The 21480-nt window shown below is 72.7% G+C and carries 20 protein-coding genes; 10 read left to right on the forward strand and 10 right to left on the reverse strand.

What is annotated here, in order from left to right:
• Positions 1–9 precede the first annotated feature (9 nt).
• Both ACZ67Q_RS27615 and ACZ67Q_RS27620 read right to left on the reverse strand, forming a co-directional pair.
• Positions 10–1230 (reverse strand): SWIM zinc finger family protein, encoded by a 1221-nt coding sequence (locus tag ACZ67Q_RS27615; RefSeq protein ID WP_471187256.1) that lies wholly within the window; start codon positions 1228–1230, stop codon positions 10–12.
• Positions 1227–4205 carry a DEAD/DEAH box helicase gene (locus ACZ67Q_RS27620; protein ID WP_471187260.1) on the reverse strand — a complete coding sequence of 993 codons (2979 nt, stop codon included), beginning with the start codon at positions 4203–4205 and terminating at the stop codon, positions 1227–1229. The genes ACZ67Q_RS27615 and ACZ67Q_RS27620 overlap by 4 nt, the downstream gene beginning before the upstream one ends.
• Before the next feature lie 240 nt (positions 4206–4445).
• On the opposite strand from ACZ67Q_RS27620, the gene ACZ67Q_RS27625 reads away from it, so the two are divergent.
• Positions 4446–4628 (forward strand): hypothetical protein, encoded by a 183-nt coding sequence (locus tag ACZ67Q_RS27625; RefSeq protein ID WP_266832363.1) that lies wholly within the window; start codon positions 4446–4448, stop codon positions 4626–4628.
• A gap of 62 nt (positions 4629–4690) precedes the next feature.
• On the opposite strand, the gene ACZ67Q_RS27630 is transcribed toward ACZ67Q_RS27625, so the two are convergent.
• From ACZ67Q_RS27630 to ACZ67Q_RS27640, 3 genes are all read right to left on the reverse strand, one after another.
• Positions 4691–6076, reverse strand: a complete 1386-nt coding sequence (locus ACZ67Q_RS27630; RefSeq protein ID WP_471187264.1) for a tannase/feruloyl esterase family alpha/beta hydrolase — start codon at positions 6074–6076, stop codon at positions 4691–4693.
• A gap of 307 nt (positions 6077–6383) precedes the next feature.
• Complete coding sequence (locus ACZ67Q_RS27635; protein ID WP_471187267.1) at positions 6384–7328, reverse strand: hypothetical protein; 945 nt, start codon at positions 7326–7328, stop codon at positions 6384–6386.
• 147 nt (positions 7329–7475) lie between these two features.
• Positions 7476–7772: a hypothetical protein gene (locus ACZ67Q_RS27640; RefSeq protein ID WP_471187270.1), complete on the reverse strand. Its 297-nt coding sequence runs from the start codon at positions 7770–7772 to the stop codon at positions 7476–7478.
• A 117-nt stretch (positions 7773–7889) separates the two neighbouring features.
• On the opposite strand from ACZ67Q_RS27640, the gene ACZ67Q_RS27645 reads away from it, so the two are divergent.
• The gene (locus tag ACZ67Q_RS27645) at positions 7890–8786 is read left to right on the forward strand and encodes an oxygenase MpaB family protein (RefSeq protein ID WP_471187273.1); all 897 of its coding nucleotides are present in this window, start codon (positions 7890–7892) and stop codon (positions 8784–8786) included.
• Here ACZ67Q_RS27645 and ACZ67Q_RS27650 read toward each other — a convergent pair.
• Positions 8772–9296 (reverse strand): PadR family transcriptional regulator, encoded by a 525-nt coding sequence (locus ACZ67Q_RS27650; protein ID WP_471187276.1) that lies wholly within the window; start codon positions 9294–9296, stop codon positions 8772–8774. The two genes, ACZ67Q_RS27645 and ACZ67Q_RS27650, sit on opposite strands and share 15 nt — an antisense overlap.
• 119 nt (positions 9297–9415) lie before the next feature.
• On the opposite strand from ACZ67Q_RS27650, the gene ACZ67Q_RS27655 reads away from it, so the two are divergent.
• Positions 9416–10171: an alpha/beta fold hydrolase gene (locus ACZ67Q_RS27655; RefSeq protein ID WP_471187280.1), complete on the forward strand. Its 756-nt coding sequence runs from the start codon at positions 9416–9418 to the stop codon at positions 10169–10171.
• Positions 10172–10175: 4 nt separating this feature from the next.
• On the opposite strand, the gene ACZ67Q_RS27660 is transcribed toward ACZ67Q_RS27655, so the two are convergent.
• Complete coding sequence (locus tag ACZ67Q_RS27660; RefSeq protein WP_471187283.1) at positions 10176–10775, reverse strand: class I SAM-dependent methyltransferase; 600 nt, start codon at positions 10773–10775, stop codon at positions 10176–10178.
• 161 nt (positions 10776–10936) lie between these two features.
• Here ACZ67Q_RS27660 and ACZ67Q_RS27665 point away from each other — a divergent pair, with 161 nt between their 5' ends.
• The 5 genes from ACZ67Q_RS27665 (at position 10937) to ACZ67Q_RS27685 (ending at position 15851) form a co-directional block, all read left to right on the forward strand.
• Entirely contained in the window at positions 10937–11710 is a 774-nt protein-coding gene (locus ACZ67Q_RS27665; RefSeq protein WP_471187286.1) for an MHYT domain-containing protein, read from the forward strand.
• A 63-nt stretch (positions 11711–11773) separates the two neighbouring features.
• Positions 11774–14320, forward strand: a complete 2547-nt coding sequence (locus ACZ67Q_RS27670) for a sensor histidine kinase (protein WP_471187289.1) — start codon at positions 11774–11776, stop codon at positions 14318–14320.
• Positions 14317–14754, forward strand: coding sequence for a roadblock/LC7 domain-containing protein (locus tag ACZ67Q_RS27675; protein ID WP_471187292.1), 438 nt, complete (start codon positions 14317–14319; stop codon positions 14752–14754). Before ACZ67Q_RS27670 ends, ACZ67Q_RS27675 begins: the two co-directional genes overlap by 4 nt.
• A gap of 22 nt (positions 14755–14776) precedes the next feature.
• Positions 14777–15187, forward strand: a complete 411-nt coding sequence (locus ACZ67Q_RS27680; RefSeq protein ID WP_471187295.1) for a DUF742 domain-containing protein — start codon at positions 14777–14779, stop codon at positions 15185–15187.
• A gap of 64 nt (positions 15188–15251) precedes the next feature.
• Positions 15252–15851 (forward strand): GTP-binding protein, encoded by a 600-nt coding sequence (locus ACZ67Q_RS27685; protein ID WP_471187298.1) that lies wholly within the window; start codon positions 15252–15254, stop codon positions 15849–15851.
• Positions 15852–15912: 61 nt separating this feature from the next.
• On the opposite strand, the gene ACZ67Q_RS27690 is transcribed toward ACZ67Q_RS27685, so the two are convergent.
• Positions 15913–16341 carry a PPOX class F420-dependent oxidoreductase gene (locus tag ACZ67Q_RS27690; protein ID WP_471187301.1) on the reverse strand — a complete coding sequence of 143 codons (429 nt, stop codon included), beginning with the start codon at positions 16339–16341 and terminating at the stop codon, positions 15913–15915.
• 93 nt (positions 16342–16434) lie between these two features.
• Here ACZ67Q_RS27690 and ACZ67Q_RS27695 point away from each other — a divergent pair, with 93 nt between their 5' ends.
• Both ACZ67Q_RS27695 and ACZ67Q_RS27700 read left to right on the forward strand, forming a co-directional pair.
• Positions 16435–16848 carry a roadblock/LC7 domain-containing protein gene (locus ACZ67Q_RS27695; protein WP_471187304.1) on the forward strand — a complete coding sequence of 138 codons (414 nt, stop codon included), beginning with the start codon at positions 16435–16437 and terminating at the stop codon, positions 16846–16848.
• Between the two features lie 125 nt (positions 16849–16973).
• Positions 16974–18020 carry a DUF6397 family protein gene (locus ACZ67Q_RS27700; RefSeq protein WP_471187307.1) on the forward strand — a complete coding sequence of 349 codons (1047 nt, stop codon included), beginning with the start codon at positions 16974–16976 and terminating at the stop codon, positions 18018–18020.
• Between the two features lies 1 nt (position 18021).
• On the opposite strand, the gene ACZ67Q_RS27705 is transcribed toward ACZ67Q_RS27700, so the two are convergent.
• Positions 18022–18888 carry an acyl-CoA thioesterase gene (locus ACZ67Q_RS27705; protein ID WP_471187310.1) on the reverse strand — a complete coding sequence of 289 codons (867 nt, stop codon included), beginning with the start codon at positions 18886–18888 and terminating at the stop codon, positions 18022–18024.
• Positions 18889–18907: 19 nt separating this feature from the next.
• On the reverse strand, positions 18908–21421 hold the full coding sequence (locus ACZ67Q_RS27710) for a DEAD/DEAH box helicase (protein ID WP_471187313.1): 2514 nt from the start codon (positions 21419–21421) through the stop codon (positions 18908–18910).
• Positions 21422–21480 lie beyond the last annotated feature (59 nt).

Consider the following 21480-nt stretch of genomic DNA (forward strand, 5'->3'; position numbering starts at 1 on the left):
GCGTGCCGCCTATGGCCCGTCGGATCGGGCCGCTGTGAGGGCGGTGGCCGGGTCCGAGGCGGGTGGGCCTGCCGGGATCCAGTGGCCGTGTGCCCGGCGGAACGGCCACCAGCGGCCGTCCCGGCCCAGACGCACCTGTGCGTCGGTGACCGTCCAGCGATTGCCCTCGGCTGTCAGTGGCGGGCGCTCGTCGTCGTCCCACGCGGCGTCCAGGGCGGCACGCGCGCGTGCCAGCGCCTCACCCTGGAGCGTCCACTCCTCTTCCAGTGCGGACAGGCCGGTCGCCCCGCCCAGCCGCCACGCGAGAGTCGCCCGGGCCAGTGCTTGCGGTGACCTCCCCGAGGCGACCGCCAGCCGGCGGGCCATCTCCGGCGGTGGGTCACCGGCAGCCAGCCGTACGGCGTCCTGGGCGGCCGTCAGCTCGAGATCCGCAGGCGTCGACGGAGAGGCCGGCGCGTGTGCCAGCAGCCGATGGGCGGTGTCGGCGGCCCGGGCGGCCAGGAACTCCAGCGCGGCCGGGTCGGGGCCCGCCGTCTCACTGTCCAGGGAGGGCGGCTGCCCCGGCTTCTCGGGAAGCTCCGGCGAGGCGGGCAACGGCGGCAGAACGGCCCCGGCGGCGAACGCCTCCGCGGCGTCCACACCTTCCGGCTCCTCCGCGGGCGCCGCGTCACGGGACTGGAGTGCCTCCAGCACGGCCCCTTCCGACCGGCCGCGCATCAGGAGCAGCACGAAGGGATCCTCGTCGAGCAGCCGGGCCACCTGATGGCACAGGGCCGCCGTGTGTCCGCAGTGGTCCCAGGCCCCGCACTCGCACTGCGGCTCCAGGTCACCGATCCCCGGCAGCAGGTCGACACCCGCGTGTGCCGCGTCCTCGACCAGATGCGGCGGCATCTCCCGCTCCAACAACGCCGCCACGTGTCCCGCGCGCTCGACCGCCATCCGGAGCAGCCGGTCCCACGCGTCCTCGGACAACTGCGCCAGCAGCACATCGGCCCGGTACCCGACGCCGTCCCGGTCCCGTACGACGGCGGTGAGCCGGCCCGGCCGTACCGACACCGCGCCGACGGCGCCCGCCCGCGCGAGCCTGCGCCCCGTCTTCACCTGCCCGGTGTCCAGGGCGGTGTCCTCCAGGGCCTTCAGCCAGGCCAGCCCCCACCAGGTCCGGGCGAAACCCCGCCCGTGCACCGGCGGCAGAGCCGTGAAGACCCGCTCGGTCACATGGTGGTTCATCGCGCTCCTTCCCTCAGTTCGACCAGTTCGGCCAGCTCCGCGTCCGTCAGCTCGGTCAGGGCCGCCGCCTCGCCGCCGCCGAGGACCGCCTCGGCCAGCTCCCGTTTGCGGTCGAGCAGCTGCGCGATGCGGTCCTCGATGGTCCCCTCGGCGATCAGCCGGTGCACCTGTACCGGCCGGGTCTGACCGATGCGGTGCGCCCGGTCGGTCGCCTGCGCCTCGACCGCCGGGTTCCACCACCGGTCGACGTGGACGACATGCTCGGCGCGGGTCAGGTTCAGCCCGGTGCCGGCCGCCTTCAACGACAGCAGGAACACCGGCACCTCACCGTCCTGGAAGCGCCGCACCATCGCCTCCCGCTCGGCGACCGGGGTCCCGCCGTGCAGGAACAGCGTCGCCACGCCGCGGTCGGCCAGATGGCGTTCGACGAGCCGGGCCATGCCCACGTACTGCGTGAAGACCAGGACGCTCGCCTCTTCGGCCAGGATGGTGTCGAGCAGCTCGTCGAGCAGTTCCAGCTTTCCCGACCGCCCGGCGATCCTCGGGTCCTCCTCCTTGAGGAACTGTGCCGGGTGGTTGCAGATCTGCTTCAGCGCCGTCATCAGCTTCACGATGAGCCCCCGGCGGGCCATGTCGTCGGCCTCCGAGATCCGCGCGAGGGTCTCCCGCACCACGGCCTCGTACAGGCCCGCCTGTTCCGGAGTGAGGGCGACCGCGCGGTCGGTCTCCGTCTTGGGTGGCAGTTCGGGCGCGATCCCCGGATCCGACTTGCGCCGGCGCAGCAGGAACGGGCCCACCAGCCGGGCCAGCCGCTGGGCGGCGGCGGGGTCGCGGCCGCCCTCGACGAGCTGCGCGTAGCGGGTGCGGAAGGTGCCGAGGCGGCCGAGCAGACCGGGGGTGGTCCAGTCGAGGATCGCCCACAGCTCCGACAGGTTGTTCTCCACAGGGGTGCCGGTGAGCGCCACGCGTGCGTGCCCGCCGAGGGTGCGCAGGGCGCGCGCCGTGGCCGAGTGGGGGTTCTTCACGTGCTGGGCCTCGTCCGCGACGACCAGGCCCCAGGACACGGCGGCCAGCCGCCCGGCGTCCTGCCGCAGGGTGCCGTACGTGGTGAGCACGAACTCGCCGACCCCCACGGCCTCCAGATCGCGTCGCGGACCGTGGAAGGGGCGTACCGCCGTGCCCGGCGCGAACCGCTCGATCTCCCGCTGCCAGTTGCCCATCAGGGACGTCGGGCACACCACCAGGGTGGGGCCGGCGCTCGCCGGGTCGGTCTGCCGGTGCAGGTGCAGCGCGATCAGGGTGATCGTCTTGCCGAGCCCCATGTCGTCGGCCAGACAGCATCCGAGGCCCAGGGCGGTGGTCCGGGCCAGCCAGGTCAGCCCGCGCCGCTGGTAGCCGCGCAGCGTGGCGGCCAGCGCGGCCGGCTGGGCGATCTCCTGTGTGTCGTCCGGATCGGCGAGCCGGTCGCGCAGAGCGGCGAGCCACCCGGTGGCCCGGACCTCGACGCGCAGGCCGTCGACCTCCGTCGCGCCGGTCAGGGCCGCACCGAGCGCGTCGATGGGCGTGACGGTGCGCTTCTGTCGCGCGCGGGCCCGCTGCACCTCCTGAGGGTCGATCAGGACCCACTGGTCGCGCAGCCGCACCAGGGGGCGGCCGGCCTCGGCGAGACGGTCCAGTTCGTCGCGCGTGAGCTGCTGCTCGCCCAGACCGAACCACCAGGAGAACGACAGCGCCGCGCCGCCGGACGGGAGCGACGGCACGCGCGTGGAGCTGTGGTCGGGCGCCTTCGGGGCGTCGGACGGTCCGACGACGGCCCGGGTGGTCAGCGTGCGGGCCAGCGTCCGGGGCCAGTGCACTTCCACCCCGGCCTGGGCGAGGGCACGCGCGCCCGCGCCGAGCAGGTCGGTCACCTCCTCGTCGGCCAGTTCCACGGCATCCGGGACGGCCGTCGACAGCAGCGGAGCGAGCGGCGGCCAGGCCCGCGTCGCGCGGCGCAGCGCGACCAGGGCGTCCATCCGCGCGCGTGGACCGAACGCCTCGCCCAAGGCCTCCGGAGCCGCCCACAGATCAACGGCGTCGACCACGCGCGCGGGATCGCGCACGCTGTGCAACTGCGGGACGGCCCGGAAGCGCAGCGCCTTGATGTCCTGGGACATGTCGTCCTGCGTCGCGCCGTCTTGGGCTGTGGTGTCCTCGGCCGCCTCGACCTGCCCCGACGCGGCTGAACGCGGTACCTCGGTGCCGTCCCGAGTCGCTTCGGTGAGCCCGGGCACCTCGACGCGCAGGGACAGCCGCAGCCCCGCGTCGTGACCGGCGGCGACATCGGCTGCCCAGGCGCGCAGTTCGGGCACGTGCTGCGGCTCGTGCACGGCGAAGGCCGGCCCGTCGGTCACCGCGGCGGCGGCCGGCGAGCGGGGCAGCGTGTCGGCGACCGCGTCCAGGAAGGCCCGCAGGAGCCGTTCGGGATCGTGCAGTCGCAGCGGCCGTGAGGAGCCGAGAGGGATGGCTTGGGCCTCCGGGGGCATCGAGGCGGCGAGCCGGCGGATGTCCTCGAGGTCCTGGGCGGTGTGCGGACCCGAGCGCCAGGCGTCGTGGCCGGTCGCGGAGAGGCCCGGCAGCAGCAGTCCGCGTGCTGCGAAGTGCAGGGCCAGAACGGCGGCCGCGCCCCAGAAGGCGGCGGCGCGATGTCCGTGTCCGGCGGCACGCGCGTGCGCGAGGACCGGCAGCGCGGTGCGCACCGGCAGCAGCAGCGCGGGCACACTCACCGGTTCCACGCCCTGCTCGCCGGGCAGCACGACGGTCAGGTCCGTGACAGAGCCCGGCGCCGGGGCCGGGGGTGCGGCACCGTCCGGCCGCCAGAAGGCGACGGCGCCGGTACGAGGCGGGTCGCCGGGCACGAACACGGCGCTGCACCGGGCCAGTTCGTGGGGGGCGGGCGAGGGCGCCGGCGGGGCGGCCGAGGGAAGACGCAGCACGACGGAAGCGCACTCCTCAAATTTGACTACTGGGACGGAGTCGCCGAGGGTACAGCACGGCCGCGCCCAGCCGGTGCCCTCAAGGTGTGACCTGGGTCACCATGAGTGCGGTGGCGGGCGGGCCCCGACCCGTAGGGGACGCGCCTCAGGGCTTTGTCAGGGTCGGCGGCCGGAACTGTGGAAGACGCGGGGCCGTTTCCACCACAGACAGCGGCAGCGGCCGCGAAGGAGGCGACGTACATGTCGAAGAACGCGAAGATCGCCGCAGGGGGTGTGGCGGTCGGGATCCTTTTGCTGATCTGGCTGCCCTGGTGGGCAGCGCTGCTGATAGTCCTCGGCGTCCCGGCCGCCGCATACCTGACCCTGGACCCCTCCCAGCGCCGCAGGCTGCGCCGGGTCACGCGCAAGGAACTGGGCCGCTGAGGCCCACCGGCAAGGCGCTGGGCCGCTGAGGGCCACCCGCAAGGCGCTGGGGCGCTGAGGCCCTACCGGGCCGCGGTGTCCGCACCGCCCAGCGCACACGAGCCGACCAGGTCACCGCTCGCGGGCCTCGCCACCGTGTGGTCCGCGGGCGGTTCGGCGCCCCGCTCCACCCAGGACACCAGCGCGTCGAAGGCCGAGCGGTAGCAGGGCAGGATGGGCCGCAGCCGGTCCGGATAGCTGTCGTAGAGCCCGTCGACGTGCGTGCCGCCTGCGATCGTGTAGTACCGGTGCAGCGCGCCGCGTCCGCTCGTGTCCACCATCCGCGCGTAAACGTCCGAGTCGGCCGCCTTGGGCAGCAGCGCGTCCAGGTCGCCGTGCAGCGTGATCAGCGGCCGGCCGATGCGGCCGGTCAGCGCCACACGGGCCACCGCGCGATGCACGGCTGCGGGCCGCGAGGCGTAGTCGTACGTGGCGTCCGAGGCGCACGGTGCGAGGATCTGCTCCGCGGTGGTCCCGGCCGAGGGACCGGGGCAACCGGGGTCGTAGGCGGGGTCGAACTCCGCGCGGTAGATCTTCTGTGTCACGCCCCAGTACGCCTTCTCGTGATACGGCCACAGGAACTCCGAACCCCGCGCGAAGCCCGCCGCGTACAGATCCTCGTCCCGTGCCGCGCCGAGCGTCCGGGCCACGGCCACCGGCAAAGAGGTGAGCAGGCTCTGGCCGCGCGTGGTCCACAGCGCGCCCTCCCAGTCCACGCCGCCGTCGTACAGCTCGGGATGGTTCTCGAGCTGCCAGCGGGTGAGATAGCCGCCGTTGGAGATGCCCGTGACGTAGGTGCGCCGGGGCGCGTGGCCGTACCGCTGGGCGACCACCCGGCGGGCGGCGCGGGTGAGCTGCGTGGTGCGCGTGTTCCACTCGGCGACCGCGTCGCCCGGCCGGGTGCCGTCACGGTAGAAGTCGGCCCCGTTGTTGCCCTTGTCGGTGGCGGCGTAGGCGTACCCGAGTGCGAGGACCTGGTCGGAGATCGCCTTGTCGGTCGCGTACTGCTTGCGGGTGCCCGGTGCGCCCGTCACGACGAGGCCGCCGTTCCAGTGGTCGGGCAGCCGGATCACGAACTGCGCGTCGTGGCGCCAGCCGTGCGTGGCGTTGAAATGGGACGTGTCCGGGAAGTATCCGTCGATCTGTGCCCCCGGCACCCCGGTCGGCGTGCGGGTGGCCGCGACCGTGAGCCCTGCCTGGTCGGCGGTGTCGGTATAGGGGGTGCCGGCGAGCGCCGCCGTGGTCAGGTCGGACAGACAGGCACTGCGCTGGAGCTCGGCGCCCGGCACCCGGACCGCTTCCAGCCCCGCGCAGTGCCCGGGTGTCTGTGCGTGGGCGGCGGGCACGGGGCCGGTGACGGTGGCCGCCAGCAGGGCGGCGGCAAGTGGGATTCCTCGGGACAGACGCATCACGGCCTCCGGGGCGGCGGGGACAGCGGGGACGGGGCGGGCGGCAGCGGCTGTCGAGCCGGCCCGCGGCTGCCCCATCGTGGTGGCCCGGGGACGCACCGGCCATGGTGCGGTACCCCACGGAAAGCCTCTGCATCATGGGTTAGCCCACCATGCATGGGGAGGCCTCGCTCCATGAGGCGCCCCACCATGCGCAGAAGTCGCTGTTCACAGCGGTGTCCCGTCGGGCGTGAAGCGCCCACGGGGCCACCGGTGCCGCTGTCCGCTGCCGCTGCTGCGGGCGCTGTCGCCCTGCCGGCGAGCGCTGTCAGAGAGGACGCACGGCCACCTTGTCGAGGGCCTCCAGCAGCCCCGGCAGTTCCGGCCCGCGGCCCACCGGTACGACCTCGCCCGGCCGCTCGTCGAACAGCACGAACGCGATGTCGTCGGTCCGGGCCACCAGCGACCATCCCGGCCCGTCGGCGCGCAGGGTCCGCGCGTCACCCGGGGCGAACGAGGACCGCACCCTGCCCAGCGGCGGAGGGCTGTCCACGTAGGCACGGACCTCGTCCAGCACACGCCGGACGCCACTCGGCGAGGAGACGTCCCCGGACACCTCCTCGGCCGGCCGCGCGTCCGGCTGCCCTTCTCCGTCGGCTCCACCGGCTCCGTCGGCTTCAGGGGCGACGGAAACCACATCCGCCGGTGCCCCTTCGTCCGCGCGGTCCGGCGCCGCGTCCTCGCCGGCGCCGCCGCCGTCCGGCCGCGCGAAGCTGCTGTCGTCGACCTGGTCCCGCCAGGCCGACCACTGCAGGGCGACCTCGTCCGCACCGAGCCGACGCTGTGCCGGACCCCAGATCGACGTGTCCGGCGGGGCGAGCACCGGCCCGTCGCCGTCCTCCCGATCGGGATCGTGCGGCTCCGGGAGGCCGGGTGCGGCGACGGCGACGTACAGCGGCCAGCCGGGGAGCGCGGTGACGACCGACCGCTCGTCCGGCGACAGGTCGTACTCCATGCCGCAGTCCCACGAGGCGATGGCGACGGCGACCAGCGACACGTCGTCCGTCACGACCGTCCAGCGCGCGCCCGCGCCGTCCTGGCCGAGCACCAGGCCGTAACCGTCGGCGAGCGGCGCGAGGCCGAGCGCGCCGCACGCCTCCGGATAGTCGTCGCCGAGCACACTCGGGAACTGCGCCGGCGTCAGCAGCACCGCCGTGAGCACATAGAGCGCATCGTCCGCGGCGGCGACGGCGTCCTCGTCGGTCCCGGCCATCACAGCCTCCCCATCGGTTTCGTCCAACGGCGCGCACCCTAGTGCGCCCCCAAGCCGCTTGTCACGACTCCCAAGGGCACCCGGAGCTGCAGTTTTCCGCCTGGACGGGGGCGAATCGACCGCCCCGGACGGGCGCCCGCGGACACGTCAGGCCGCAGGCAACCCGAGCAGCGCCCGCGCCACCTCCCGCGGCGACTCGCCGCGCTCCCGGGCCAGCGCGACGACCGCCCGGTACGCCAGCTCGCTCACCCCGAAGGACAGCGCCTCCGGCGACACCCAGCCGGCCGCCTCGTCCACCCGCTCCTGGTCGTCCTCCGCCCTGGCCGAGACGTACACGGCGGCCGCCTCGAACAGGTTGTGCGGGCGGGTGTCCCGCCCGGTGTCGGTCCGCGTCCGCACCGAGCCGAGGAGTGTGGCACTGGCCTTGCGCACCTTGCCGAACATGGTGACCGTCCTTCCCCTGGGAGGGCTTCCCGACCGACCGGCCGTTCCACTCATGCCCTTCATCTGCTGCTGTTGAACGTAGAGTTGGAGCCTCGGCGGCAGAAGAGGAACATTGCGGTGAAGCGGTACGAGCGACTTCGGCAGATCCGGCGCATGGACCCGTACCGGGAGGCGACAGAGATCCTCCGACTGGTCTCGGCCTACGAGTTCCCCTGGGACTACACCCGCTCTTTGGAGCTGGCCCTCTACCGCACCTACGCGGTGCCGAGCATCGGGCGGCTCCTCGCGGAGACGGCCGAACTGACGGACCGCACGCAGAAGCGCTACGACGACACCGCGCTCCTGCTCGACGCGATCGTCGAACACGGCTTCGCGAGCACGCCGGGTCGCACGGCGATCCGCCGCGTCAACCAGATGCACCGCAGCTACGACATCAGCAACGAGGACATGCGCTATGTGCTGTGCACCTTCGTCGTGATGCCCCGACGCTGGATCGACGCCTACGGTTGGCGCAAGCTCTCCCGCCACGAGACCGTCGCCTTCAGCGAACACTTCCGCACCCTGGGCCGGCACATGGGCATCAAGGACATCCCCGCCGACTTCGAGGAGTTCGAAGCCTGCCTCGACGCCTACGAAGAGGCCCACTTCGGCTGGGACGAGGCCGCGCGCCGGGTGTCCGACGCCACGCTCGACCTGATGGCCTCCTGGTATCCACGTCCGCTCGCCCCCCTTCTGCGCACCGCCACGCTCGCCCTGCTCGACGAGCCGCTGCTGCACGCCTTCCGCTACACGCCGCCCGGCCCCGCCGCGCAGGCGCTGGTGCGCCGCGCGGTGCGGACCCGGGGACGCCTGGTCCGACTGCTGCCGCCGCGACGCGCCCCGCACTTCGCGCGCCAGAACTGGGAGATCAAGAGCTACCCCGACGGCTACCGGTTGAACGATCTGGGCACGCGGCCGGTTCCCGGCCTGCGCGGCTGCCCCGTACAGCACACCGGCGGCTCAGCCCCCCAGTGACGCCAGCGTCTCGCGCAGCCAGGTGACTTCCGCCTCCGACGTGGCGCGCGCGATGGTGAGCACACCCCGCCGGAAGGGATCCGGCAGTTCCTCTGCGCGCACCGGCCGGTCACCGTCGTAGAAGAAGCTCGCCGGCTGCTGTAGGAAGGTCAGTCTGCGGCGCAGCACGGCCGCCTGGGCGGTGGGGTCGTCGAGGTGCCGCAGGAAGGCGAGCACCGTGAACCAGCGGTTCTCGTCGGTGATGTCCTGCGGTCCCGGCTCCGCCAGGCGCCGGCGCAGTTCGTGCCTGCCCTCGCCGGTCAGGGTCAGTACGTGGCGGGGTGCGGCGACCGACCCGGGTTGCGTGGTGCGCTCCAGGAGCCCCGCCTTCTCCAGGCGCTTGATCGCCGGATACAGGGTGCCCTCGGCCACGGGACGGACGTGCCCGGTCAGCGCGGTGATGCGTTTGCGCAGTTCATAGCCGTGCAGCGGGGCGTCGTAGAGGAATCCGAGGATGGCGAGCTCCAGCATGCCCGCATTCTCCCCCATGGACGTGGTACCTCGGTGAAGCAGTACATCGCTTTCTCTATACCTCGATGACGATGTATGGTCCCACGTGTGCCGAGCACCGGCGATCGAGGGAGGACTTGATGGAGCAGGCCGAGTTCGACGGCAGGGGCAGCCACATCCGCTGGACGGAGACGCCGGGTGCGGACCCTGCGCGCGTGTATGTGCACGGGCTGGGCGCGGCGTCGACCGTCTACCACGCGCACATCGCGGCCCGGCCCGAACTGGCGGGGCGCCGCAGCCTGTTCGTCGACCTGCCCGGGCACGGCATCAGCGATCGGCCTGAACACTTCGGGTACACCCTCGAAGAGCACGCGGGCGCGCTCGGCGCCGCCCTGGACGCGGCGGACGTCACCGGTGCGGAGCTGATCGCCCACAGCATGGGCGGCTCGGTCGCCCTGGTGCTCGCCCACCGCCGCCCGGACCTGGTCTCCCGGCTGGTCCTCACCGAGGCCAACCTCGACCGCCACCCGCCGTCCAGTGCCGGCAGCAGCGGCATCGCCTCCTACGACGAGGACGCGTTCGCCGACGGCGGCCACGCACGCGTGCTGGAGACGGTGGGACCCGTGTGGGCCGCGACGATGCGGCTGGCCGATCCGCGTGCGCTGCACCGCAGCGCCGTCGGCCTGCGACGTGGCTCGGACCCGGTGATGCGCACGCTCCTGGAGGAGCTGCCGATGGAGCGGCTCTACCTCCAGGGCGAGCGCAGTGGAGAGGTGGAGGACGCCGCCGGGCTGGAGGCCGCGGGCGTCCGCGTGGTGACCGTGCCCGACGCCGGCCACAACGTCATGTTCGACAACCCCGACGCCTTCGCCGCCGCGGTCGCCGGGCGGCTGTGATCGCTCAGCCCTCCTTGACCGCCAGGGCCAGGAAGCGGTCGTCCCGGTCGACGTAGGACGTCATGTGCCAGCCAGAACCGGCCAGCAGCGCACGCAGGTTGGGCTCCGCACGCAGATCGTCCGGGGTGATCTGCCGTCCCTGTCGGGCCGCCAGTGCGGCCCGGCCGATCGGGTGGAACAACGCCAGCACGCCGCCGGGCCGCACCACGCGGGCCAGCTCCCGCAGATTGTCGGCCGGTCGCGGCAGGTGGGCGACGAGTCCCGCGGCGAACACCGCGTCGAAGGACGCCGAGCGCAGCGGCAGTGCGGACACGTCGGCGAGGAGCAGCAGCCCGTCCTGGTCCCGTCCCGCCTGCGCCGCGGCCCGCAGCATGGCCGGCGTGAGATCGACACCCACGACGACGCCCGTCGGGCCCACGGCGGCCCGCAGCGGGGTCAGCGCGCGCCCGGTGCCGCACCCCGCGTCGAGCACCCGATCACCCGGGCGCAGCCCGAGATAGGCGACCCCTGCGGCGTAGGCCGGTCCGTCGTCGGGAAAGCGGCTGTCCCAGTCGGCCGCACGTGCGGTGAAGAACTCCTGAACACGCGTGTGGTCATCGCTCATGCATCGCATGATTCCTCATCGCCCCTCACCGACACGGATGACGCAGCTGCGCGCATGTTCGAGCCTGATGCGATCGTTCCGGCACACTTCTGCGTCATATTCCAGCAGCTTTCGAAATGCGCCCCCTTTGTGCGCCCGTGTCCCCCTAGCGTCCCGGGGCCATGGGACACCTGGACCACGCCGCCTTCGGCTGGCTTACCCCCGTGCTGTCGTACGTGATGGCCTGCCTCGGCGCCGCCCTCGGGCTGCGCTGCACCGTCCGCGCGCTCGGCGCCACCGGGCGCGCCCGGCGCAACTGGCTCGTCACCGCCGCCTCGGCCATCGGCACCGGCATCTGGACCATGCACTTCGTGGCCATGCTCGGCTTCGCCGTCAGCGGCACCGACATCCGCTACGACGTGCCGCTGACCGTGCTCAGCCTGCTCGTCGCCATGCTCGTCGTCTGCGGCGGAGTGTTCGCCGTCGGTTACAGCCGCGACCGCACCCGCGCCCTGCTGCTCGGCGGGCTCACCACCGGACTGGGCGTCGCGAGCATGCACTACCTGGGCATGGCCGCCGTTCGGCTGCACGGCGAGGTGCACTACGACCCGCTGCGTGTAGCCCTTTCCGTACTGATCGCCGTCGTCGCGGCGACCGCGGCCCTGTGGGCGGGACTCAACATCAAGTCACCCCTCGCGGTCTCCGTCGCATCCCTGGTCATGGGCGCGGCCGTCACCAGCATGCACTACACCGCGATGTTCGCGGTCAGCGTGCACGTCACGCCCTCCGACACCGCGCTGCCCGGGGCCACGGCGATGCAGTTCATCTTCCCCCTCGCCGTCGGCCTCGGGTCCTACCTCTTCATCACCTCCGCCTTCGTCGCGCTGTCCCCGACAGCGGGGGAGCGCGAGGCATCCGCCTCCGCCCAGCGGCCGGTCGCGAGCGTCGCCCCCTAGCCACGACCCTGCCCGGCCCGACCCCCGCGCCACCGGCCCGACCCACTCCCGAACGAGGAGGCCATGCGTACACCCCGTAGGACCCTTACGGCCGGCGCCGCCGCGCCGCCCCGGGCGCGCGGCCGCCGCGCGCACGCCGGGCCACCCGCCGACGAGCGCACCGTCGCGCCCGCGGGTGCCACGACGCCCGACGCTCCGGCGGCCGCCGCCACGGTCGACGCACCCGCGCGGGGCGGGCGCCGGCTGATCCGGCCGCGCACCGTGCGCGCCAAGATCGTCTGCCTCCTGATGGTGCCGGTGGTCTCCCTGCTCGCCCTGTGGGCGTACGCCACCGTCAGCACCGCCCAGGACGTCTCCCGGCTCCGCCAGCTGCAACGCGTCGACGCCCAGGTCCGCGCCCCCGTCACCGCGGCGGTCACCGCTCTGCAGGCCGAGCGCACCGCGGCCGTGCGCTATGCGACCGACCCCGCGGCCGGCGACGCCGCCACCCTCAAGGACCTCGCCGCCCGCACCGATCTGGCCGTGGCGCAGCTCAGGCTCGGCGACCACAACACCGTCGCGGACGGCCAGGAACTCCCGGCGGGTGTCTCGCGCCGCCTCGACGTCTTCGTCCGCGGCGCCGAAGGGCTGCACTCGTTGCGCACCGAGGTGCTCGACGGCAGGGCCGGCTGGACCGACACCTTCCGGCGGTACACCGACGCCATCAGCGCCGCCTTCGGCGTGGACGGCGCCCTGACCGGCTTCCAGGACGCCGATCTCGGCTCCGACGCGCGCGTGCTGCTGGAGTTCGCCCGCGCGGGCGAGGCACTGGCCCAGGAGGACGCCGTCCTCACCGGGGTCCGGACCACGGGCCGCCTCGACGCGGAGCGGCTGCGGCTCTTCACCGGCGCCGCCGCCACCCGCCATACCCTCACCGAGGCCGCAGCGAGCGACCTGCGCGGCTCCGAGGCCACCGCCTGGCGCGCCCTCGCCGGGGGAAGCGCCTACACCGCCCTCGACGCCGCCGAGGAGAGGATCCTCGCCGCGAAACCCGGCGCCCGTGCCGGCAGCCTGCCCCCGGCCGCCACCTGGAACAGCGCGCACACGCGTGTGCAGGAGGGCATGCAGGCCCTCGAGACACGGGCAGGCCGCGAGGTCGCCGACCGGGCCGACCCGTTCACCCGCGGGCTGCTCACCCCGGCCGGGGCCGCCGTCCTGCTCGGGCTGCTCGCCGTGATCGCCTCCCTGGTCATCTCCGTGCGCATCGGCCGCGGCCTCGTCGTCGAACTGGTCAGTCTGCGCAACGGCGCGCTGCGGATCGCCCGCCTCGAACTCCCCGAAGCCATGCGCCGGCTACGGGCCGGCGAGGAGATCGACATCCGGGCCGAGGCCCCGCCCGGCCCCCCTGCCGAGGACGAGGTCGGGCAGGTCGCCGAAGCGCTCGGCACGGTGCACCGTGCCGCCCTGCGGGCCGCCGTGGAACGCGCCGAACTCGCCAGCGGCATCTCCGGCGTCTTCGTCAACCTCGCCCGGCGCAGCCAGATCCTGGTCCACCGTCAGCTCGCTCTCCTCGACAGCATGGAACGGCGGGCCGAGGACCCGACCGAACTGGGTGACCTGTTCCGGCTCGATCACCTCACCACCCGGATGCGACGCCACGCGGAGAGCCTGATCATCCTCTCCGGCGCCGCACCGGGCCGGGCCTGGCGGATGCCCGTCTCGCTGACCAACGTGGTCCGGGCGGCCGTCTCCGAAGTCGAGGACTACGCGCGCGTGGAGGTACGCCGCCTGCCCGAGACGTCCGTCGCCGGCACTGCCGTCGCCGACCTCACCCACCTGCTCGCCGAGCTCATCGAGAACGCCACCCAGTTCTCGCCGCCCCACACGCGCGTGCGCGTCACCGGCGAACCCGTCGGCAACGGGTACGCCGTCGAGGTGGAGGACCGCGGCCTGGGCATGGGCAAGGAGACGCTCGCCGACGCCAACCGGCGCATCGCGCAGTCCGAGGCCCTCGACCTGTTCGACAGCGACCGGCTCGGCTTGTTCGTCGTCAGCCGCCTCGCCGCACGGCACGACATCAAGGTGCACCTGCGGACCTCCCCCTACGGCGGCACCACCGCCGTGGTCCTGCTGCCGAAGGCCCTCCTGCACGACGCCACGCCGGGACACTCCTCCGGACAGGGCGCGCACACCGGGCAGCCCGCCGCACGCGACTACGCGCGCGTGAGCGACACCGCCCCGCGCGCACACCACGAAGCGGTCCCCCCGCCCGGCCGGCCCGCTCTGGCCGCGCCCGAACCGCTCGCCACCGAGACCGCCGGCGACACCCCTCCGTTGGGAGTGACCACCTTGCGCCTGCACCGCCCACGGGACACCTCCGAGCAGTCCGGCGCGGCCGACGACCTCCCGCGCCGGGTACGGCAGGCGAGCCTCGCGCCCCAACTGCGCGAACGACCGCGCCAGGACCCGCCGGGGGAGGAGCCGCCCCAGGACGAGCGGCGCACCCCCGAACTCGTCCGGGACCGCATGGCCGCCTACCGCGCCGGATGGGCGCGCGGCGGCGGAAGACAACCCGGCCGCCCGGCCGGCCGTACGCCGGGCACCGACAGCAGCGAAGGAGACCACGCATGATCCAGGACCCGACCACGGCGAGCGGCCGGCACTCCGGCGAACTCGACTGGCTGCTGGACGATCTCGTGATGCGCGCCGGCGACGTACGGCACGCCGTGGTGCTGTCCAACGACGGTCTGGCCGTCGGCGCCTCCAGCGGCCTCAGCCGTGAGGACGCCGAGCACCTGGCCGCCGTGTCGTCCGGCTTCCACAGCCTCGCCAAGGGCGCGGGCCGGCACTTCGGCGCCGGCGGCGTGCGCCAGACGATGGTGGAGATGGACGACGGCTTCCTGTTCGTGGCCGCCGCGGGCGACGGCTCCTGCCTGGCCGTCCTCACCGCCGCGACCGCCGACATCGGTCTGATCGCCTATGAGATGGCGCGGCTGGTCAAACGCGTCGGCGAGCACCTCTACACGGCGCCGCGCGTCGCTGCACGCCCGCCGGCCGCCGGATGAGACCGGAAAGCGACCGCCGCCCATGAGCGAGGACAGGCACGGCGTCCCGGCGGAACCGGGCAGCCAGTGGTACGACAACGAGGCGGGACCCCTCGTACGGCCGTACGCGATGACCGGCGGCCGCACCCGGCCCGGGCCCAGCGGGGTGCGCTTCGACCTGATCGCCCTCGTCACCCTGGATCCCGCCGGCCCGGGCGTCGACGACTCCCCGCTCGGCCCCGAGCACCGTGCCCTGATCGACCTGTGCCGCATCGAGACGCAGTCCGTCGCCGAACTCGCCGCCGGTGCCGACCTGCCCGTCGGCGTCGTCCGGGTCCTCCTCGGCGACCTGCTGGAACTCGGCTGCGTCACCGTGCACCGCCCCGTCCCGCCCGCGCAGCTGCCCGACGAACGGATTCTGCGCGAGGTCATCGCAGGGCTGCGCGCGCTGTAACCGTCGTCCCTCACCACCCACCCCGAACGTCGACCGTTGCCGGTCCTCCCGAGAGAAGTGATCGATGGTCACCGAACACCCCGATCCCGCCGACGAGTCCGCTCTGGCGTTGAAGATCCTGGTCGCCGGCGGATTCGGCGTGGGTAAGACCACCCTGGTCGGCGCGGTCAGCGAGATCAGGCCGCTGCGCACCGAGGAACTGCTCAGCGAGGCAGGACAGTCGGTCGACGACACCGACGGCGTGGACCACAAGGTGACCACGACCGTCGCCATGGACTTCGGCCGCATCACCATCCGCTCGGGACTGTCGCTGTATCTCTTCGGCACCCCGGGCCAGAACCGGTTCTGGTTCCTGTGGGACGAACTGTCCCAGGGAGCGCTCGGCGCCGTGGTCCTCGCGGACACCCGGCGGCTGGAGGACTGTTTCCCGGCCGTGGACTATTTCGAGCACCGCGGCATCCCGTTCGTGGTGGCCGTCAACTGCTTCACCGGCGCGCGCAACTACGGCTGCGACGACGTCTCGCGCGCTCTCGACCTGGACCGGGGCGTTCCCGTGGTGCTGTGCGACGCCCGGGAGCGGGACTCCGGCAAGGAGGTGCTGATCCGGCTGGTCGAGTACGCCGGGCGGATGCACACCGCCCGGCTGCTCGATTCCGTGGGGTGAGCGGTAGCGGTGGGAGGCGTCTCGTCTCACCCGGCCATGGCCCTCCGCGCCCGTTGGCGTCTCACCCGGCCACGGCTTTCTGCGCCAGCACCTTGTCGACGCTGACCCGTACGAGGAGTTCCCCCGGCACGCCGTTACGCGCCCCGAACTCCTCGGCACGGTCCTCGCCCATGTAACGGGCCGCGAGCCGGGTCGCCCAGGCGCGCACCTCGGCGAGGTCCTCCGACAGCCGGGCCCGGCCCTGCAGCACCACGAAGTCGTACGGCGGACGGTCGTCATCGACACACAGCGAAACCCGGCCGTCCCGGGCCAGATTGCGACCCTTCACGCTGTCCCGGTGCGTGTTGAACACCACCTCGTCGCCGTCCAGCAGAAACCAGACCGGTGTCAGGTGCGGGCTGCCGTCGGCTCGGACGGTGGCCAGTTTTCCGGTGCGGGTGCCGTGGGAGACGAACGTCCGCCACTCGTCGTCGGTCATCTTCTGTGCCATGACCCCATCCTGCTTGCCGGGCGGCCGGTCCTGGGGAAGGCTGGCGGGCAGATCCCCCAGCCAGGGGGAGACACCACACGGGGAGAAGTGAACATGGCGCAGAACCAGGGACTTGGCTGGCTGCTGGACGACCTGACCGAGCGCGTGGACGATGTGCGTCACGCGCTGGTGCTGTCCAACGACGGCCTGGTCACGGGGGCCAGCACGGGGCTGCGGCGGGAGGACGCGGAGCATCTGGCCGCCGTCTCGTCGGCCCTGCACAGCCTCGCCAAGGGCTCGGGACGCCACTTCGGCGCGGGCGGGGTACGTCAGACGATGATCGAGTTCGACGACGCGGTGCTGTTCGTCACCGCCGCCGGCAGCGGCAGCTGCCTGTGTGTCCTCAGCGGCGCGGAGGCCGACTTCGGTCAGATCGCCTACGAGATGACCCTGCTCGTCAACCGGGTCGGCGAACACCTCGACGTCGACGTCAGGCAACCCGAACGCAAGCCCGCCACAGAGCTGTGACCTGCGGTTTTTCTGACGCCGCGGAGTTATCCACAGGCTCGCCGGAAAGTCGGTCCCGGCGGCTACGGTTTTTCCCACGGCGAGCGCACCGGGCGTGAGCCACCGACTCCACGGGGGAGACGACCATGACCGGCACCACCCTGACCACGGCGGACCGGCAGAGCCTGACCATCGGCCGGGCCGCACGGGAACTGGGAATGAAGCGCAGCGAGTTCGACCTGGCGGTGCACCTCGGCCGCATCCGCACCGTGCCCGACGAAGGAGGCGGGGGCCGACGGGTGTCGGCCGAGGAGGTCGAACGGATTCGCGGCCAGGAGGGCTTTCCCGACACCCTCACCGCGGCCGTGCGGACGGTGGGCACCTCGGAGGGCGCGGCCCTCATGGGCGTCGCGCCCACCCGGTTCACGCGCCTGGCGCGGGCGGGCCTGCTCGTGCCCGTGCGCTTCTATCTCAATCGTTACCGGGCCGTCGTCTGGCACTACCTCGCCGACGAACTGAGCCGGTTCGCCACGGAGGAGGGGAACACCACACTGCTGAAGGGACGCACGCTTCCCCCGGACCTGCTCGCCCGGCTCAGGGAGGGCGTCGACCTGCGCGCCCGCAACTGGCGGGGCCGGTACGGGGGTTTCCTGCGGCGTCAGGCCGGCGACGACTCCTGGGAGCGGGCCGGAGCGGTGGCCGCCCTGCTCGATCCGGAGCAGATCGCGGAAATCGTCCCGGACCCCCACGAGCGCGCCCACCTGTACCGCTTCCGCCCGGATCCGCCCGTGCACGGAGCGCCGGGTTCACCCGCCGTGCTGCTGGCGGAGCGCCTCATGACCGCTGACGACCCGCACGAGATCGGCTGGCTTCGGTACGACCTGAACGTGGCGATGGACGAAGCCCGCGACCTCCGTCCGGCACCCCGCCCCGCCCAGGTACCGCCTGCCCCGGCGCCACGAGACGCGGCGTCAGCGGCGGGCGATGCGCCAGCGGGGGAGGCGCCACGGAACACGGCGCCACGGAACACGGCGCCACGGAACACGGCGCCACGGAACGCGGATCCGCGGCGTGCGGAGGCAGGGGTGACGAAGCCGCGGCCCGCGGGGCAGCGCGCCCCCGAGGCGGCCTCCGTGCCCCGACCGCCCCAGGAGCGCGGCCTGCTGGGCAGGCTGCTCCGCAGAGGGCAGTGAGTCACAGCGCGCGGAACAGACCCTCCTGCACGACGGACACCAGCAGGCGGCCCCGCAGGTCGTAGATCCGGCCCCGGGCCAGACCCCGCCCGCCCGTAGCGATCGGCGACTCCTGGTCGTACAGGAACCACTCGTCCGCCCGGAACGGCCGGTGGAACCACATGGCGTGGTCCAGTGACGCCATGTCGAAGTTGCGCTCCCCCCACAGCGGTTCGACCGGCAGGCGCACGGCGTCCAGGAGGGTCATGTCGCTGGCGTAGGTCAGCGCGCAGGTGTGCACCAGCGGGTTGTCGCCCAGCGGGCCCACCGCGCGCATCCACACCGCGCTGCGGGGCTCGGCGTCTTTGACCTCCTGATCCGTCCAGCGCAGCCGGTCCACGTACCGGATGTCGAAGGGCTGCCGGCGCGCGAAGCGCTCCCACTGCTCGGGCAGCTCGCCCAGATGCTCCCGGATCTCCTGCGCCACGGTCGGCAGGGACTCCGGAGCGGGCACCTCGCGGGCCGGCGGCAGCTGGTGCTCGAAGGGCCCTTCCTCAGGCTTGTGAAAGGAGGCGGTGAGATTGAAGATCGTGCGGCCCTGCTGCACGGCGGTCACCCGGCGGGTCGTGAAGGACCGCCCGTCCCGGACCCGCTCGACCTGGTACACGATCGGCACGCCCGGCCGGCCCGGGCGCAGGAAGTACGCGTGCAGCGAGTGCACGGGGCGGTCACCGTCCGTGGTGCGGCCCGCGGCGACCAGCGCCTGGCCAGCCACCTGGCCGCCGAAGACCCGCTGCAGGGACTCCTGCGGGCTGCGGCCACGGAAGATGTTGACCTCGATCTGCTCCAGGTCGAGCAGGTCGACCAGTCTCTCGGCGGGGTTCGTCATCGGTGGGAGTCTCCTGTGGTCACAGCTGGCCGACGTCGGTGACGCGGACGACGGCACGGCCCTCGGCGTCGGAGGCGGTCAGGTCGACCTCCGCGCTGATGCCCCAGTCGTGGTCGCTGTTCGGGTCGTCGAAGATCTGCCGGACGCGCCACAGCGCGTTCTCCGGCTCCTCCTTGATGACGAGGAGTTTGGGTCCGCGGGCGTCGGGTCCGGTGCCGAGGTCGTCGTACTCGTCCCAGTACTTGTCCATCGCCTCGCCCCAGGCGTCCGCGTCCCAGCCGGACTCGGCGTCCATCTCACCGAGCTCCTCCACCTGGTCCAGGGCCGCCAGCTCGACCCGGCGGAACATGGCGTTGCGCACGAGCACACGGAAGGCGCGCGCGTTGGTGGTGACCGGCTTGACCTCGTCGGCCTTCTCCTGGGCCTCCTCGGCGGTCATCTCCGCCGGGTTGGCGAGCTGCTCCCACTCGTCCAGCAGGCTCGAGTCGACCTGGCGCACCATCTCGCCGAGCCACTCGATCAGGTCCTCGAGGTCCTCGGACTTCAGGTCGTCCGGGATGTTGTGGTCGAGGGCCTTGTAGGCGCTTGCGAGGTAGCGCAGCACGATGCCCTCGGTGCGGGCCAGCTCGTAGTAGGAGACCAGTTCCGTGAAGGACATCGCCCGTTCGTACATGTCGCGCACGACGGACTTCGGCGACAGTGGGTGGTCACCGACCCAGGGGTGGCTCTTGCGGTAGGTGTTGTAGGCGTGGAAGAGCAGCTCCTCCAGCGGCTTGGGGTAGCTGATGTCCTGGAGGCGCTCCATGCGCTCCTCGTACTCGACGCCGTCCGCCTTCATGGCGGCCACGGCCTCGCCTCGGACCTTGTTCTGCTGGGCGGCGAGGATCTGGCGCGGATCGTCCAGCGTGGACTCCACGACCGACACCATGTCCAGCGCGTACGACGGCGATTCGGGGTCGAGGAGCTCGAAGGCGGCCAGCGCGAAGGTGGACAACGGCTGGTTGAGCGCGAAGTCCTGCTGGAGGTCCACGGTGAGGCGGACGATCCGGCCTTCGGCGTCCGGCGTTTCCAGCTTCTCGACGATGCCGCCGTCCAGCAGCGAGCGGTAGATCGCGATCGCCCGGCGGATGTGCCGCAGCTGCTGCTTGCGGGGTTCGTGGTTGTCCTCCAGCAGCCGGCGCATCGCCTCGAAGGCGTTGCCGGGCCGGGCGATCACCGACAGCAGCATGGTGTGCGTGACCCGGAAGCGGGAGGTCAGTGGCTCGGGCTCGGAGGCGATGAGCTTCTCGAAGGTGTTCTCCGTCCAGCCGACGAAGCCCTCCGGCGCCTTCTTGCGGACGACCTTGCGGCGCTTCTTCGGGTCGTCGCCCGCCTTGGCGAGCGCCTTCTCGTTCTCGATGACGTGCTCCGGCGCCTGCGCGACGACGAAGCCCGCCGTGTCGAAACCGGCCCGCCCCGCCCGGCCGGCGATCTGGTGGAACTCACGCGCCCGCAGCGTGCGCACCCGGTTGCCGTCGTACTTGGTCAGGGCGGTGAACAGCACCGTGCGGATGGGCACGTTGACGCCGACGCCGAGCGTGTCGGTGCCGCAGATGACCTTCAGCAGACCCGCCTGGGCAAGCTTTTCCACCAGGCGCCGGTACTTGGGCAGCATGCCTGCGTGGTGCACGCCGATGCCGTGCCGCACGTACCGCGAGAGGTTGCGGCCGAACTTGGTGGTGAAGCGGAAGTTGCCGATCAGCTCGGAGATCCGGTCCTTCTCCTCGCGCGAGCACATGTTGATGCTCATCAGCGCCTGCGCCCGCTCCACCGCCTGCGCCTGCGTGAAGTGCACGATGTACACCGGCGCCTGCTTGGTCTCCAGCAGGTCGGTGAGCGTCTCCGTCAGCGGGGTGTAGCAGTACTCGTAGGACAGCGGCACGGGACGGGTCGCCGAGCGGACCACCGCCGTGGGGCGGCCGGTGCGGCGCGTGAGGTCCTTCTCGAAGAAGGACACATCGCCCAGCGTGGCCGACATCAGGATGAACTGCGCCTGCGGCAGCTCCAGCAGAGGGATCTGCCAGGCCCAGCCGCGATCCGGTTCCGCGTAGAAGTGGAACTCGTCCATGACGACCTGGCCGATGTCCGCGTCCTTGCCGTCGCGCAGCGCGATCGAGGCCAGCACCTCAGCCGTGCAGCAGATGACGGGGGCGTCGGCGTTGACGGAGGCGTCGCCGGTCAGCATGCCGACGTTCTCCGTGCCGAAGAGCTTGCACAGCTCGAAGAACTTCTCCGACACCAGCGCCTTGATCGGAGCGGTGTAGAAGGTGACCTCGTCGCGGGCCAGCGCCGCGAAGTGCGCGCCGGCGGCGATCATGCTCTTGCCCGAGCCGGTGGGCGTCGACACGATCACGTTCGCCCCGGAGACCGCCTCGATCAGCGCTTCCTCCTGGTGCGGATAGAGCGTGAGACCGCGCTCCTGGGCCCAGGACTCGAAGGCGTCGTACAGGGCGTCGGGGTCGGCGGTCTTCGGCAGCTGATCGATGAGGGTCACGCCCCCATCTTGCCTGCCCTCCCACCCGATGCGGGAATCGGATGTCCCCGCCAAGATCA

The organism is Streptomyces sp. NPDC036813 (assembly GCF_055609245.1).